Source organism: Enterococcus avium ATCC 14025 (assembly GCF_000406965.1).
Classification (GTDB): Bacteria; Bacillota; Bacilli; order Lactobacillales; family Enterococcaceae; genus Enterococcus_A; species Enterococcus_A avium.
The window spans coordinates 152,154-165,824 of the sequence record NZ_KE136357.1 but is presented as its reverse complement, the minus strand read 5'-3'; the positions used below and the strand labels follow the sequence as shown (position 1 = coordinate 165,824).

At 40.8% G+C, this 13,671-nt stretch carries 17 protein-coding genes and 1 tRNA gene; 5 read left to right on the top strand and 13 right to left on the bottom strand.

Annotated elements, in window-relative coordinates; all coding sequences use genetic code 11:
- Window positions 1–28: 28 nt before the first annotated feature.
- Both OMU_RS00795 and OMU_RS00790 read left to right on the top strand, forming a co-directional pair.
- Entirely contained in the window at window positions 29–628 is a 600-nt protein-coding gene (locus OMU_RS00795; protein WP_016178067.1) for an ECF transporter S component, read from the top strand.
- On the top strand, window positions 628–1,083 hold the full coding sequence (locus OMU_RS00790) for a pyridoxamine 5'-phosphate oxidase family protein (protein WP_016178066.1): 456 nt from the start codon (window positions 628–630) through the stop codon (window positions 1,081–1,083). The genes OMU_RS00795 and OMU_RS00790 overlap by 1 nt, the downstream gene beginning before the upstream one ends.
- A gap of 45 nt (window positions 1,084–1,128) precedes the next feature.
- Here the strand turns inward: OMU_RS00790 and OMU_RS00785 are convergent, their stop codons facing one another.
- From OMU_RS00785 to rpiB, 10 genes are all read right to left on the bottom strand, one after another.
- Window positions 1,129–2,052 carry a transketolase family protein gene (locus OMU_RS00785; protein WP_016178065.1) on the bottom strand — a complete coding sequence of 308 codons (924 nt, stop codon included), beginning with the start codon at window positions 2,050–2,052 and terminating at the stop codon, window positions 1,129–1,131.
- Window position 2,053: 1 nt separating this feature from the next.
- On the bottom strand, window positions 2,054–2,866 hold the full coding sequence (locus OMU_RS00780; RefSeq protein WP_016178064.1) for a transketolase: 813 nt from the start codon (window positions 2,864–2,866) through the stop codon (window positions 2,054–2,056).
- A gap of 13 nt (window positions 2,867–2,879) precedes the next feature.
- Window positions 2,880–3,530: a dihydroxyacetone kinase subunit DhaL gene (gene dhaL / locus OMU_RS00775; protein ID WP_016178063.1), complete on the bottom strand. Its 651-nt coding sequence runs from the start codon at window positions 3,528–3,530 to the stop codon at window positions 2,880–2,882.
- 71 nt (window positions 3,531–3,601) lie between these two features.
- On the bottom strand, window positions 3,602–4,594 hold the full coding sequence (locus tag OMU_RS00770) for a dihydroxyacetone kinase subunit DhaK (protein ID WP_016178062.1): 993 nt from the start codon (window positions 4,592–4,594) through the stop codon (window positions 3,602–3,604).
- A gap of 50 nt (window positions 4,595–4,644) precedes the next feature.
- Window positions 4,645–4,983, bottom strand: coding sequence for a Lin0368 family putative glycerol transporter subunit (locus tag OMU_RS00765; RefSeq protein ID WP_016178061.1), 339 nt, complete (start codon window positions 4,981–4,983; stop codon window positions 4,645–4,647).
- A 25-nt stretch (window positions 4,984–5,008) separates the two neighbouring features.
- Window positions 5,009–5,431 (bottom strand): Lin0368 family putative glycerol transporter subunit, encoded by a 423-nt coding sequence (locus tag OMU_RS00760; protein ID WP_016178060.1) that lies wholly within the window; start codon window positions 5,429–5,431, stop codon window positions 5,009–5,011.
- A gap of 36 nt (window positions 5,432–5,467) precedes the next feature.
- Window positions 5,468–5,851: a dihydroxyacetone kinase phosphoryl donor subunit DhaM gene (gene dhaM, locus OMU_RS00755; protein ID WP_016178059.1), complete on the bottom strand. Its 384-nt coding sequence runs from the start codon at window positions 5,849–5,851 to the stop codon at window positions 5,468–5,470.
- Between the two features lie 2 nt (window positions 5,852–5,853).
- A complete protein-coding gene (locus tag OMU_RS00750) occupies window positions 5,854–6,627 on the bottom strand; it encodes a triose-phosphate isomerase family protein (protein WP_016178058.1) in 774 nt (257 codons plus the stop codon).
- 33 nt (window positions 6,628–6,660) lie between these two features.
- Complete coding sequence (gene fsa / locus OMU_RS00745) at window positions 6,661–7,305, bottom strand: fructose-6-phosphate aldolase (protein ID WP_016178057.1); 645 nt, start codon at window positions 7,303–7,305, stop codon at window positions 6,661–6,663.
- 11 nt (window positions 7,306–7,316) lie between these two features.
- Window positions 7,317–7,766 (bottom strand): ribose 5-phosphate isomerase B, encoded by a 450-nt coding sequence (gene rpiB, locus OMU_RS00740; RefSeq protein ID WP_016178056.1) that lies wholly within the window; start codon window positions 7,764–7,766, stop codon window positions 7,317–7,319.
- A gap of 213 nt (window positions 7,767–7,979) precedes the next feature.
- Here rpiB and OMU_RS00735 point away from each other — a divergent pair, with 213 nt between their 5' ends.
- The 3 genes from OMU_RS00735 to OMU_RS00730 all read left to right on the top strand — a co-directional run bounded on the left by OMU_RS00735 (window position 7,980) and on the right by OMU_RS00730 (window position 9,942).
- Window positions 7,980–8,747, top strand: a complete 768-nt coding sequence (locus tag OMU_RS00735; protein ID WP_016178055.1) for a DeoR/GlpR family DNA-binding transcription regulator — start codon at window positions 7,980–7,982, stop codon at window positions 8,745–8,747.
- A 104-nt stretch (window positions 8,748–8,851) separates the two neighbouring features.
- A tRNA-OTHER gene (locus OMU_RS23115) sits at window positions 8,852–8,946 on the top strand.
- Between the two features lie 162 nt (window positions 8,947–9,108).
- The gene (locus OMU_RS00730) at window positions 9,109–9,942 is read left to right on the top strand and encodes a Cof-type HAD-IIB family hydrolase (RefSeq protein WP_016178054.1); all 834 of its coding nucleotides are present in this window, start codon (window positions 9,109–9,111) and stop codon (window positions 9,940–9,942) included.
- Between the two features lie 46 nt (window positions 9,943–9,988).
- On the opposite strand, the gene OMU_RS00725 is transcribed toward OMU_RS00730, so the two are convergent.
- The 3 genes from OMU_RS00725 to OMU_RS00715 all read right to left on the bottom strand — a co-directional run.
- The gene (locus tag OMU_RS00725; RefSeq protein ID WP_016178053.1) at window positions 9,989–10,759 is read right to left on the bottom strand and encodes a glycyl-radical enzyme activating protein; all 771 of its coding nucleotides are present in this window, start codon (window positions 10,757–10,759) and stop codon (window positions 9,989–9,991) included.
- A gap of 2 nt (window positions 10,760–10,761) precedes the next feature.
- On the bottom strand, window positions 10,762–13,140 hold the full coding sequence (locus tag OMU_RS00720) for a glycyl radical protein (protein ID WP_016178052.1): 2,379 nt from the start codon (window positions 13,138–13,140) through the stop codon (window positions 10,762–10,764).
- Between the two features lie 120 nt (window positions 13,141–13,260).
- Window positions 13,261–13,671, bottom strand: a 411-nt coding sequence (locus tag OMU_RS00715; protein ID WP_016178051.1) for a transposase, incomplete at its 5' end; no start/stop codon positions are given.

Here is a 13,671-nt window from a genome sequence, read left to right as displayed (position 1 = left end):
TTTATGTTTAAAGAAAGGTGTGTTAGAAATGAAATTTACTGCAAGAAGATTAGTCTTGATCGCAATTTTTGGAGCTCTTTCCTACGTCTTGATGCTATTCAAGTTCCCGTTGCCGTTTATGCCGCCGTTTATGGACTTTGATTTGGCTGGGATTCCAGAGCTGTTAGGAGCATTTTTATTAGGTCCTGTTTCGGGGATCTTTATCGTATTGATCAAACTTTTAATCAAGTTAGCGACAGTCGGAACTGCTTCGATGTTTACTGGTGAAATTCAGAACTTTATTTTAAGCCTGAGTTTTATTTTACCTGCGAGCCTATTTTACCAACGATCAACTAACAAAGGCTCGGCACTAAAAGGAATGTTAGCTGGCACAGCATTGGTTACTTTTGTGGCATGTCTATCAAATGTCTACTTCATCATCCCCTTTTATACCAAACTATACGGAATGTCGATGGAGGCGATCATCGCCATGACACAAGCAGTCAATCCAATGGTAGACAGTGTTTGGAAATTAGTTGTCATTGGAATCATTCCCTTTAATTTAATTAAATACGGAGTCACCACTGCGATTGTCTATTTTTCTCTTGATCGATTGCGCGCCATCTTTCTTAGACGGGAGTATTTATAATGGACTTTCAGACAGCGGTTGAACACTTTTATCAGAAACTAGGACAAAAAAAGATTATGGCATTAGCCACTAGTTTGAACGACCATGTGATGGTGCGCAATGTCAGCGTAATCATTCACGAAGGCAAAATCCTATTTAAAACAGACAAGAATTTCCGAAAGACAAAGCAGCTAATCGAGAATCCGCGAGTGGCGATTTGCTATTGGGGAGTTCAAATTGAAGGAATTGCTGTAAATCACGGCTTAGTCGTTGATCAGCCAGATTGTTCCTTCCAGGAGTTGTATCAAAAATATTGGGAAAAAAGCTATAACGCCTATCCTCATAAAGATAGTGAAATTTTGATTGAAATAGTGCCTAAATTAGTTGAGATTTGGGATCAGGATGAAGAGGACAAGGGATTTCAATTGTTTATTGATTTTGAGCAGGAGAAAGCTAAAACTAGCACCTACGATTAATAAAAAGCAGATCAAACGAAATTTTTTCGCTTGATCTGCTTTTTTTTAGGAACTTAATTGTTTTACTTTATTAATTATATTTTTCGCTGTTAAACCGTAATGTTCTTTCAACAATTCTGGATTTCCTGATTGGCCGAATTGGTCTTGAACACCGATTTTTATCACTTTTGTTGGTTGATTCTCAGATAGGAATTCTGAAACCGCACTACCTAATCCGCCAATCACACTATGTTCTTCAGCAGTAATAATCCAGGGTGTTTCTTTAGCCGCCTGTAGGACCAAATCTTCATCTAATGGCTTGATAGTAGAAAAGTTCAATACACGAATCTTAGTACCTTGTTCGGCTAATTGCTTTGCTGCTTCGAGGGATTCTTGAACCATCAAGCCTGTCGCAATGATCGTTCCTTCATTGCCATCTACTAACGTTTCACCTTTTCCGATTACAAAAGGTCGCTTTTCTTCGTGAACTCGTTCTACAGCTAAACGTCCCAAACGCAGATAGACCGGTCCTTCATGCGCCAAAATCGTTTCGATCGCACCTTCTGTTTCCAGATCGTCCACTGGATTGATAATCGTCATCCCTGGAATCGCCCGCATTAAAGCAATATCTTCGATCGCCTGGTGGGACCCACCGTCTTCGCCGACGGTAACCCCAGCGTGAGTAGCGGCAATTGTCACATTTAGCTTTTGATAGGCAACGGCATTGCGGATCTGTTCATAAGCCCGTCCTGCTGCAAAAATCGCAAAGCTGCTGGCAAAAGGACGCTTGCCGCCTAAAGCGAAGCCTGCCGCAGTACCGATCATATCTGCTTCGGCAATTCCCACATTGAAGAATTTCTCTGGTGCCGTCTTGGCAAAAATATCGGTTTTAGTTGCGGCGGATAGATCGGCATCCAATACGACCAAGTCAGGATGATCTTTAAGTTTTGCTAGTGTTTCACCATAGGCTTGTCTTGTGGCTTTTTTCATCTTACAACGCCTCCTTCAGCTCAGCGAGCGCTTTTTCAGCTTCCTCTGACGAAGGTGCTTTGCCATGCCAGCCGACTTGATCTTCCATAAAGCTTACCCCTTTGCCTTTGGTCGTTTGACAGACGATGACAGTCGGTCCCTTTTCTTGGGCTTTCGCTTCCTTGATCGCTGCTGTTAATGAATCAAAATCATGTCCGTCGGCAGTCAAAACGTTCCAGTTAAAGGCTGCAAATTTCTGTCCGATATCCTTTACACCCATTACTTCATCATTTGTTCCGTCTATCTGCAGTCCGTTGTTATCAACAAAGGCAATCACATTACTTAATTTGTAATGCGCAGCTGTCATAGCTGCTTCCCAGACTTGCCCTTCCTGCAGCTCACCATCACCGATCAAAATATAAACCTTTTTTTGAATCCCATCTAAACGCTGAGCCAAAGCCAACCCATTCGCGATGGATAAGCCTTGACCTAACGAACCGCTTGAAGAATCAACACCTTTCGTCTTGATCCGATCCGGATGTCCTTGTAAATGACAGCCGAATTTTCGCAAATCAAGCAGCTCCTCTTTAGGGAAAAAGCCCTTATCTGCTAACACCGTATATAAAGCTGGCGCCGCATGACCTTTGGAAAGAATAAAGTGGTCGCGATCTTTTTGATCGTAATTCTCCACCGAAATATCCATCTCTTGATAATAAAGCGTCGTTAAAATATCGATCGCCGAAAGTGATCCGCCTGGATGTCCCGATCCTGCTGAAGCCAGAGAACGGATAATCCACTCCCGCAGCTCCAATGCTTTTTGTTCTAATTTTGTCATAATAATCTTCCGTTCACTCTATTTTTTTCATTTCCTCTAGAAAGATATTCATCAGCATCCACGATGATTCCGAACCAGGATCTTTATGTCCCACGGCACGTTCACCTAAACGCATTGCCCGACCCTTTTTTGCAACCAAAGGAATGGTTGATTCTGCTCCTTGCTTCATGATCGCGACTGTTTCTTCCATTACCGCAATGGCATCCTCATCGTTCTTGTGTGCTTCTAAGTATTCGATCCCTGGAAGCAACGCATCAATCATAGTTTTATCCTGTAATTCTGCTTTTCCCCGCAGTTGCACGGCTTCGACACCATTTTTCAGCATCCCGGCAAACTCTGGGAAAGTGACTGTCTCTTTACCTGTATCCTCTTTGCCCATTTTGATAAAGAAGCTGCCATATAAGGGACCTGATGCGCCGCCGACTTTACTCAACAGCAGCATGCCGGATTTTTTTAGCAGCGTACTGATATCTGGCGCTTTTTCTAAATTATCCTGCAAGTTGGCATTCACCGCTCGAAAACCAATGCTTAAATTGATTCCATGATCGCCATCACCAATGTCTGAATCTAATTTTGTCCAATAATCACGATTTACTTCCGCAAGCTCTGCCATTTTCGCTAAACTGTCGGCAAAAAACTGCTTATCTAACACCATTTCACTCATAAAGCGCACCTCATTCTTTCTAATTTCGTGTTCCTATGGTAAAGCCTAATACCAGAAATGAAACCCTTTTCTTATAATTTATAATAAGGTGTATCACATGGTGCATCAAGCAATTCTTTGATCTCATCGTCCAGCTTCACCAATGTGACGGACATTCCGACCATATCCATCGAAGTCGCAAAATTCCCCACATCTGTGCGATGGATATTAATCCCTTTTTCATTTAGGATTTGATCCACTCGTCGATAGCAGACATATTGGTCCATTACCGGTAAAGCCCCTAATCCGTTAACTAATACATACACCTCATCACCGGCTGCAATTTTAGAATCTTCCAAAATGATCTTCATCATCTCATCAATAATCACATCGGCTTTTTCAACTTTACGACGTTCAATTCCCGGTTCTCCATGAATCCCCATACCGATCTCCATCTCGCCTTCGTCCATTTGGAAAATCACTTCGCCGGTAACAGGTAAAGTTGAAGAAGATAGCGCCACACCCAATGAATAGGTATTGTCATTGGCTTTTTCAGTCACTGCTTTGACTTTATCTAGGTCATAACCCTTCGCCGCAGCACTTCCAGCTACTTTGAAGACTGGCAAGTCGCCAGCCACGCCACGCCGATCTTTTTTATCTTTAGCCGAATAGACATCATCGGTAGTCGTGACCGTTTCTACCCGAATACCCTCTTCTTCTAACGCCATTTCCGCACCCATATCAAAATTCATCACATCGCCTGCGTAATTTCCATATAAATAGAGACAACCTTTTCCACTATCAACCGCTTTCACAGCTTCGTAACAAGCATCCGGTGCCGGTGAAGTATTCACGTTTCCAACAACCGCCGCATCCGCAAAATCTTTTCCAACATAGCCTAAGAACATCGGCTCATGCCCTGATCCACCGCCGACAATTACGCGAACGCGCGGTTCTTCACTCATTAATTTACTGACAACGACACGATTTTCCAAGTCCAAGTCCACATATTGCTTGTTCGCTGCTGCATAACCCTCCAGCATTTCTTCTACTACTTCATAGCCATCATTGATTAAACGTTTCATCTTCCCATTCTCCTAACAATATAGTTTTTAGTTGTTATGCTGCATTTTTTTTATAAGAACAATGACAATAGCAAGCCGCCTAGTAATCCTCCTGATACGGCTGCGACAATCTTAGGAAGTGATTTTTTCACGTTCCCGCCGACCAATGCAGAAGCTACCCAGACACCGATACCAGCTGCCAGCCCTTGATCGACCCACGCACCTGTTTGTGCGATCATCGGTGTTGAAATACCGTGATTGATACACCAAACAGTTCCAACAATAAAGAGTGCGGCCATCCAGCCTCCGATTGGCCCCCAGTGATCTACCATTTTCCCCCATGCCATGCGAATTACAAATGGGAATAAAAATCCGCCGCATACTGTTGCAAGTCCTAAGCCCAAAGACATTATTTTTCCTCCGTTTCTTAATGGATTATTCTTCGCCAACTAAACGATCTAACTCTTTTTCTGTCATTCCTGGTTCAGGTGCCTTTTCATCGCGTTGTTCTTCTTTTGCCACACTTTTTTCAAAAGCTGCAGCTACGATCCCACCAATAACCGCACCCACGATGACTAATGCGATTGTTGGTAATGCATCAGTTAATACAGATGAACCCTGCATGAACGTATCTCGAGCAATTCCGCAAATACCAATTGCAAGCCCCATATCAACAAATGCTGCATCATCTTCGTTGCCTGTCAAATTCAAGTAATGATTCATAAACCACATGGGTCCAATAATAATTCCAGCTGCCAAGTAACCGCCAAAGATGCCAAAACTGCCTAACTCATTCCAAACAGACATTACAATAGTGCCAGCGATCGTGTAACCTACCATACTTCTCAGAAACTTCATTTCTTTCGCTCCTCACTTTTTTTATTCAACAAAGCTTTACAGCTGTGCTAACTCTTGGATTATGGTTTCCTTCTCCTGACAAACGGTTGCCTGAACGGCTGCCGCAAATGCCCCCTCAACTAACGGACAATCCATGATTTCCGTTTTCATCGCCAGCTCTTCATCATCAATCAAGTCAATCGCTGTTTCCGAGCTTAGAATAGCGCTTCCAATATCGCAGAAAATTAATATATGATGGCAGTCCGCATTCTCTTCGATTGCCTCCATGATCATGATCGAGTTGGTGCCTAGCCGCCCATCACCTGTACCGCCTGCAGAAATAATTCGCACTGCATCGTTGGTACCAGTCATTTCTTCGATCATTTCTTTGGTTCCATCAGTAATTTTCTGACTATGGGATACTAAAATAATGCCAAACATGTTTACCCCTCCTTTACTTTTTTTACTGTTTCAACAATTGACGCGTACTGTTTCGGATTATGCCCAAAACGACCAACGAATACACCATCGACATTTTCATCGGAAACGATTAGTTTTGTATTTTCCTGCGAAACTGATCCACCGTATATGATGCGAATGTTTTCTGACGTTTGGATATCGTATAATTCCTTGATGCATTCACGAATCAATCCATGAACCTGCTGCACATGAACCGCGCTGGCTGCACAGGTTTTCCCCACTGCCCAAGCCGGTTCGTAAGCTAAAATAATTTTCTCTGCCTTCTTGCCCTCGATTTGGAATAAATCCAGAAATAGTTGTTTCTTCATTAGCGCTTTAATCTCTTGATAATTCTCTGTTTTCGTAACTTCACCGATACACAAGACCGGTGTCACTTCGTAATCTAGTGCCAAGCGGACTTTTTGATTGATCATATCGTCCGTTTCGTTGAAAAGCGTGCGTCGTTCGATGTGTCCAATCTCGGCATAGCCACCCTTCATTTCCTTTAGAGATTCAATCGAGAATTCTCCTGTGTAGGCGCCGTTTGGCACAGGTGCGATGTTTTGCGAACCCAAACCGATTTCTGAATCCTTCAAAATCATAGCTACCGGATAAAGCACACCCATTCCCGGACACATGAATTGTTCAACCTTTTTCTCGTCACCCACTTCTTCAACAATAGCGTGGGCAAAATTTCGAGCATCGTCAATTTGGTTTTGATATAGCTTTAAACTGATACCAACAATTGGTTTACGCATGCTATTTCCTCCTTTCAGAAATTTTTTCTACAATTATTTTTTAAAGGCTTCCCAATCCTTCAGGAAGGCTTGAATTCCTGCATCGGTCAGTGGATGTGACCAAAGTTTAGGGAACAAAGTACCTGGAATCGTTGCGATATCTGAACCTAACTCAGCAACATCTTCCACATGTTTTAAGCTGCGAATACTCGCGGCGATGATTTCTGTTTGATAACCATATTGGGTTAACACTTTTTTCAAATTGCTGATTAACGCCAAGCTGTCGGTAGCGATATCATCCAAGCGCCCTACAAATGGACTAACAAACGTTGCACCTGCTTTAGCGGCCATTAAACCTTGTGCGACTGTAAAAACTAAGGTGACATTGGTCTTGATTCCTTCTTTAGATAAGATATTCACTGCTCGCAGGCCATCTTCTGTCATAGGAATTTTTACGACGATATTGTCCGCCCACGTTGCAATATCTCTAGCTTCCTTCACCATGTTCTCGGTATCAAGAGCGATCACCTCTGCACTTACAGGCCCATCGACCAAACCGCAGATTTCTGTGATCACTTCTTTAAAATCTCGACCTTCCTTTGAAATGATCGTGGGATTCGTTGTTACACCATCCACCAATCCTAATTGATTGATTCGTTTTATTTCCTCTACATTCGCTGTGTCTAAAAAGAATTTCATCATTTTTCCTCCTATTTTGAATACTCTGCTTCTTTTTCCATGATCTGATCAATCTTTCTGCCAGAATTGCCGCCTTCGAATGTGACTGACAAATATTCGTCCACAATTTTTTTAGCAACCTCTAATCCAATAACCTTTGAGCCCATGGTAATGATTTGTGCGTTATTACTTAATTGTGCTCGTTCTGCTGAATAGGTATCGTGAACTTGTGCGGCTCTTACTCCAGGAATTTTATTGGCTGCCATCGCCATGCCAATCCCCGTTCCACAGCAGAGAATCCCGCGATCAATTTCCTGATTTACTACCCCGTTTGCAACATTAAAGGCAATATCCGGATAGTCAACCTCATTTGGAGAAAAGCACCCATAGTCCTTTATTTCGAATCCCTTTGCTTTTATATATGCGAATAATTCACGTTTCATCTCAAACGCATTATGATCTGATCCAATTCCAATTTTCATTTTTCTCTCTCCTTTTTCTCTTTGTACCCTCATAGTAAGCGTTGGCTTTCGTTTTGTCAATCATTATTTTCGTTTATTTTCGTTTCTTCTGCTAATAGCGAAAACAAAAGGTGTTTATTCGATTAATACGAAAATAGAAGTGCTGTTTTTTGTTGTTTTTTTGGTACTACTACTATATACTATAGTCAATTAGAACTTTTGGAGGACCAGCTTATGTATACAAATCAACGAAGAGAAAAAATTCTTGCTTTGTTGCAAGAACGGGATTCTGTTTCCGTAAATGACTTGACCGAACTATTATCTGTTTCAAAGGCAACCATCCGCTCAGATCTGAATTATCTTAGTGCTAACAATATGTTGATCCGAACACATGGTGGTGCCACTCGTTCGAAAGAAGACGAAACCTTGAAAATCGATAAAAATTATGACATTCGAAAACAAAAGAATATTGAAAAGAAAGCCGAGATCGCCAAAAAGGCGTTTCCGCTGATTGAAAATGGTGAATGTATTGTTTTAGACGCCAGTTCTACTTGCTATGAGTTAGCGAAACTCATCAGTCAATCTGATTTACGTATCACCGTGTTAACGAATGGATTGCGTACTGCCTCTCTTTTAAAAGAAAATCTAAATTTGACAGTTGTATTAATCGGTGGCGTCGTTAAAGGGAGTTCGAATGCGGTGGAAGGCGTTTTAGGAATTGAAATTCTAAAAAAAGTCAACATCGATACCTTGTTTACCTCCGCCTATGCCATTTCTGCTACAGAAGGTCTTTCGGATTTCAATCTATATGAAGTAGAACTAAAAAAACGGATGGTAGAGTTAGCTTCACAAACGATAGCTTTGATTGATAGCACGAAATTCGAGAAAAAATCAATCGCGACATTTGCTAACCTTCCTCAATTAACTGCGTTGATCACAGATGATGGAATTCTCAGCGAAGTAAAAGAGCATTATAGTTCAGTTGTGACATTTTTAGATTAAGAAAAGAGCGAGGAACATTCTAAAATTAATGAATGATTCTCGCTCTTTTTGTTTTCTATCATCCGTTTAAGCTTTCTATAAGCTAACCGTCGTACACTCTTCTTGTGGATGAACTTGGTATTTAAACTCAGAAATGGGACTTAAAACGACGGTTTGTTTCATTTAATACGAGGTGCAGGTTCGATTCCTGTCATCCACGTTAAAAAAACTAAATGACGTATTGATACTAAATCCTGCTCTTCTACCAAGCAAGAGCAGGATTTTTTCGTTGATTTTCCACCGTCATTTACAAATGAAACCATTTACACCTTATCTGGCCGATAGTAGACTTAAGGTAACAAATTGATTAGGACGTGATGGAATGATTATCAAAGCAATCGTACTAGATATTGATGGTACGTTATTGAACACAGGAAAAATAATCGCGGAAAAAACCAAACAAGCCTTGATCGCGGCGCAAGAAAAAGGCATCAAAGTCATTTTGGCTTCTGGTCGCCCAACGACAGGGATGCTAGAGCTGGCAGAGCAATTGGAAATGACTAAATATGAGGGCTTCCTCGTTTCATACAACGGAGTGCGCGTCACTGATTGTCTGACAAAAGGGGTGCTCTTCAATCAGGCCATGAGTATCGAAACGGGCCAAGCAATTCTAGAACACTTGAAAAAATTTGATGTCATAGCGATGATTGACAAAGAAGATTATCTTTATGTAAATGACGTTTACAGCGGCATGCTGGATTTACCTGATGGCGCATTCAATATTATTGAATATGAAGCACGCGGCGGTAATTTCAAACTCAGTGAGATTGATGATCTGGCAGCCTTTGCGACCTTCCCGATCAACAAGATTTTGATCGCAGCACAACCAGAATATTTGCAGAAGATTGCACCAGCACTCCATGCTCCTTTTGACAAAATCGTTACAGCCGCCTTCTCTGCACCGTTTTATTTTGAGTTCACTGACAAAGGAATTGATAAGGCGAAGGCATTGAATACGGTATTTCCTGAAATGGGCATCCATTCAGAGAACATCATCGCATTTGGTGACGGGCACAACGACCGCTCCATTATCGAATACGCGGGGATCGGTGTTGCGATGGGCAATGCGGTAGATGCACTAAAAGAAATCGCTGATGATGTGACACTTTCTTGCGATGAGGATGGGATCGCAGCGGGATTGGAGAAATATTTATAACTGAAAAAGAGCTAAATGCCACTATTTAGCTCTTTTTTCTCTTGTCTTAAAAGCTTTTCCCCATAGTTAAGACCTTCATATTTGGAACTTGTTCTGCAAGGAACTCCGCAAGTTCAAACATCTTTTCTTCAGAGGGAGGTTCTAAATTTTCCATACTGTATTTTATACCTAATTGTTGATAGCTCTGAAGGCCATAACGATGGTACGGAAGTAATTCTAAGTCCTCTACCTCAGATAGTTCTCCAACAAACTTTGCAATTTTTAGAAGTTCGCTCTGATTCATATTCACTGTAGGAATGACAGGAATTCTAATGTGTACTGAACAGCTATGGAATTCTTGAGTAAATTTTTCAATGTTACTTAAAATTAACTTATTAGAGACCCCAGTCCATTGTTTATGTTTTTCAGTATCAAAACATTTGATATCGATATAGATAGAATTGAGGAATGAACCAATTTTTTTAATTTCTTGGTAATCCGCAAAAAAACTCGTTTCTAGAGCCGTATTAATTCCTAAATACATAGATTCCTGCAATAATTCTCGAACAAAGTCAGCCTGCATCAGAGCCTCTCCACCACTGATCGTCACGCCTCCTTGCGAATGGAAAAAAAATACCGCATCCTTTTCTATTTCCTTGATTACTTCCTTAACCGTCATAATTCTTCCAAAGCCTTTTTCGATCGTTCTTTTTTGTGATTCAGGGGTTGAGCACCAGCTACATCTTAGCGGACAGCCTTTTAAATAAACAACAGTTCTTAGTCCTTCACCATCATAAATCGATGTTTTCTCCATACGAAGTACAGTTCCTCGTTCCATAATTAGCCTGCCACAAAGCCAGTTTGAGGTGTTCTACCAATAATCTCATCCTGAACATCTTTACCCAGTTCGACAAAATAGGCTGTATAACCTGCAACTCTTACTAACAAACCTTTAAAGTCTTCTGGATGCTCTTGAGCCTTCAATAAAACTTCCCGATCAATAACATTGAATTGCACATGGAACAAACCTAGTGAGCAAACTGATTTCAAAAGCGCCATCATTTGAGCTATTCCTGCTTCATTTTTCAATAGATCCGGTTCGATTTTCATGTTCAACAGCGTTCCTTGGACAAAACGATCATGTGGAATATGGGCTACAGATTTTATAACTGAACTAGGTCCGTTTGTGTCTGTTCCTCCATTTGGACTCACACCATCGGCTAAAGGTGTCCAAGCCTTTCTGCCAGACGGAAGCGCTCCAACTTCTAAACCAAAAGGAGTATTTCCTGATACCGGTAAAATACCAGGCGTCATTTTGCCGAATTTACTTTGATAATTTTCAATTTCATCCGCGATGAAAGTAAACATTTCATTGGCAATGTCATCGACCTCTTCATTATCATTGCCGTATTTTGGTGCCCGTTCACACAATTCCTTAATTTCCTCATAGCCAATAAAATCGGCTGATAGTGCTTGGAATAGTTCATCCATAGATACTAAATGATGATCATAAACTAATGACTTTACCGCTGCCAAACTATTGATCAGGTCAGCTACACCAATCAAAATGATGCCATTTCCGACATTGTATTTTGTACCACCTTGTGAATAATCCAAGCACTTTGTAATACACTCTTTGTGAGTCAGAGAAAGCGCCGGCACGGGCCGATTCATACATATTTCGTCAATAACATGACTTCCCATTACACAGGCTCTAATTGCATAAACCAGATGTTTTTTCACGGCTGTTTCAAATGCTTGATACGTTTGAAAATCTCTAGGATCTCCAGTTTCGACTGATACTTTGTGTCCAGACTTACGATTGACACCATTAGTAAAAACAAATTCACACATACTGCCTAAATTGATATCAGCCAAAGCAGTATACTGCTTTGTTCTTCCCTCAAGATTTGTTTCTACACAGCCACAAGGATTCCAATCGAATGCTTCTTTTAACGGAATGCCTTTATTCATTAACATTCGAATTCCAATATCATCATTATGGAATGCAGGAAAACCCGTTCCCAACTTGATTAAATCTATGACTTTGCGTAAAAATTTATTCGGATTTTTGGCTAGATTATAACGAACAGATAACGATGGTTGATATAATTGGACATCCATTGTTGCTTGAATAATTTGATACGACAACTCATTAACTGCATCCTTTCCCGAAGAATCCACTCCGCCGACACAAACATTTTGGAACATAGGATAGCCTGCCGCAAATTCCGCAGTTTCAGCATCTTGAAATAGACATGATTCGCTAAACTTCACCCATAGACAATCTAACAACTCCTGAACTTGTTCTTCAGTTAGTTCTCCTTGAACAATATCCTTCTTATAAAACGGGTAAAGATATTGATCTATTCTGCCTGGATTATAGCTGGCTGCATTCTGTTCCATAAAAATAGCGATTTGGTAAAGAAACAGTGATTGGAGTGCCTCACGAAAATTCCGAGCAGGATATTTGGGCACACGCTCACAAGTTTCTGCAATTGTTTCCAATTCGTGTTTCCTAATTGGGTCTTTTTCTGCAAGAGCCATTTTTGCAGCTTCCTTGGCATAACGGCGAGCGAGTATTTCGATCCCCTCCATCGTGATCAATAGCGATTGCAAATAAACACTTTTTTCATAATCACCGGGAATAGTCAGATCAAGTTTGCTCTTTCTTTCTAGTATAGTTTTACGAATCCCTTCTAGCCCTTCATTAATGACTTGTTGGTACCCAGCGGTTACCTCTCCAAATCCTCGGACAGCTTTTCGATTAATATAAATAACTCCTGTGTCTCGTAGATCCTTTGTTTCTTCAGGGATTTGCTCTAACCATGCTTCAAAAGTCGAACGGCCTTTCCAGTAGGGTTTGATTTCATCAAGAAACATCTGTTTGTCCTCTGGTGTTAAATAGAAAGGATCATACTTTCGTTCACTAATTGTTTCTAACTCATCATCTAGTATCGACCAACAAGTATCTGCACAAATAATTCCTCCTCGAAGCTTACTTCCCGCACAACCGACAATCAACTCGTCATCATAAATCCTAACTGTTTTTTCCAAACATTGAGCCCTGAATGCTTTTGCTTTTTGAATAACTAACGGCTGTCCTGCTGTCATTTGAAAAGATTTAGTTAAAATGCGCGCGTTCTCTAAATCAACTTCTGGACGTGTATTAGTGACTCTTTCTTTCATACGTTCAATTCTCTTTAGATAATCTGCCATTAATTAGACCTCCTTACTTATTGTTATAGGTCTAACATACGCTATTTATAAATCAAAATGTTTCAATATCTTACCAAAAAATTGACATATATTACCAAAAAAACTTGCTGGATCAGCAAGTCAGACTGTAGACAAAAGACGTCTCGAACTCGTAATTTGAGTTTGGGACGTCTTTTTATCTGATTTCTTTCGACATTCAGGACAAAAAAATAAAGGCGACTTGCCTTTCCATAGCCAGGTGGCTAATTTTTTTAAATTCATTGCAGCAAACACTAGCATCGTATGCGTCGCGACTTTTTCCAAGCCTCGATACTTGGTCCAACGCATCCCATGCTTTTCTTTTGCATCCGCAAATATTCGTTCAATCGTTTGTTTCCGTTTTTTGTAAATTGATTTATTCAGATCCGTTAGGCGAAGATGTTCCACTTCATCCATCAGATCTCCCCAAACATGTCTCGTGATGACTCGTTGATGATTTTTACTTTTGGTACATTGGTTTAGCAGAGGACAGTTCACACATTCTTTTGGATT

Coding starts and splice junctions, on each gene's coding strand:
- fsa (WP_016178057.1), bottom strand. CDS start 7,305: ATGAAATTCTTTTTAGACACAGCGAATGTAGAGGAAATAAAACGAATC.
- OMU_RS00750 (WP_016178058.1), bottom strand. CDS start 6,627: ATGCGTAAACCAATTGTTGGTATCAGTTTAAAGCTATATCAAAACCAA.
- dhaM (WP_016178059.1), bottom strand. CDS start 5,851: ATGTTTGGCATTATTTTAGTATCCCATAGTCAGAAAATTACTGATGGA.
- OMU_RS00725 (WP_016178053.1), bottom strand. CDS start 10,759: ATGGAACGAGGAACTGTACTTCGTATGGAGAAAACATCGATTTATGAT.
- OMU_RS00735 (WP_016178055.1), top strand. CDS start 7,980: ATGTATACAAATCAACGAAGAGAAAAAATTCTTGCTTTGTTGCAAGAA.
- OMU_RS00770 (WP_016178062.1), bottom strand. CDS start 4,594: ATGAAACGTTTAATCAATGATGGCTATGAAGTAGTAGAAGAAATGCTG.
- OMU_RS00795 (WP_016178067.1), top strand. CDS start 29: ATGAAATTTACTGCAAGAAGATTAGTCTTGATCGCAATTTTTGGAGCT.
- OMU_RS00780 (WP_016178064.1), bottom strand. CDS start 2,866: ATGACAAAATTAGAACAAAAAGCATTGGAGCTGCGGGAGTGGATTATC.
- dhaL (WP_016178063.1), bottom strand. CDS start 3,530: ATGAGTGAAATGGTGTTAGATAAGCAGTTTTTTGCCGACAGTTTAGCG.
- OMU_RS00790 (WP_016178066.1), top strand. CDS start 628: ATGGACTTTCAGACAGCGGTTGAACACTTTTATCAGAAACTAGGACAA.
- OMU_RS00785 (WP_016178065.1), bottom strand. CDS start 2,052: ATGAAAAAAGCCACAAGACAAGCCTATGGTGAAACACTAGCAAAACTT.
- OMU_RS00730 (WP_016178054.1), top strand. CDS start 9,109: ATGATTATCAAAGCAATCGTACTAGATATTGATGGTACGTTATTGAAC.
- OMU_RS00720 (WP_016178052.1), bottom strand. CDS start 13,140: ATGGCAGATTATCTAAAGAGAATTGAACGTATGAAAGAAAGAGTCACT.
- rpiB (WP_016178056.1), bottom strand. CDS start 7,766: ATGAAAATTGGAATTGGATCAGATCATAATGCGTTTGAGATGAAACGT.
- OMU_RS00760 (WP_016178060.1), bottom strand. CDS start 5,431: ATGAAGTTTCTGAGAAGTATGGTAGGTTACACGATCGCTGGCACTATT.
- OMU_RS00765 (WP_016178061.1), bottom strand. CDS start 4,983: ATGTCTTTGGGCTTAGGACTTGCAACAGTATGCGGCGGATTTTTATTC.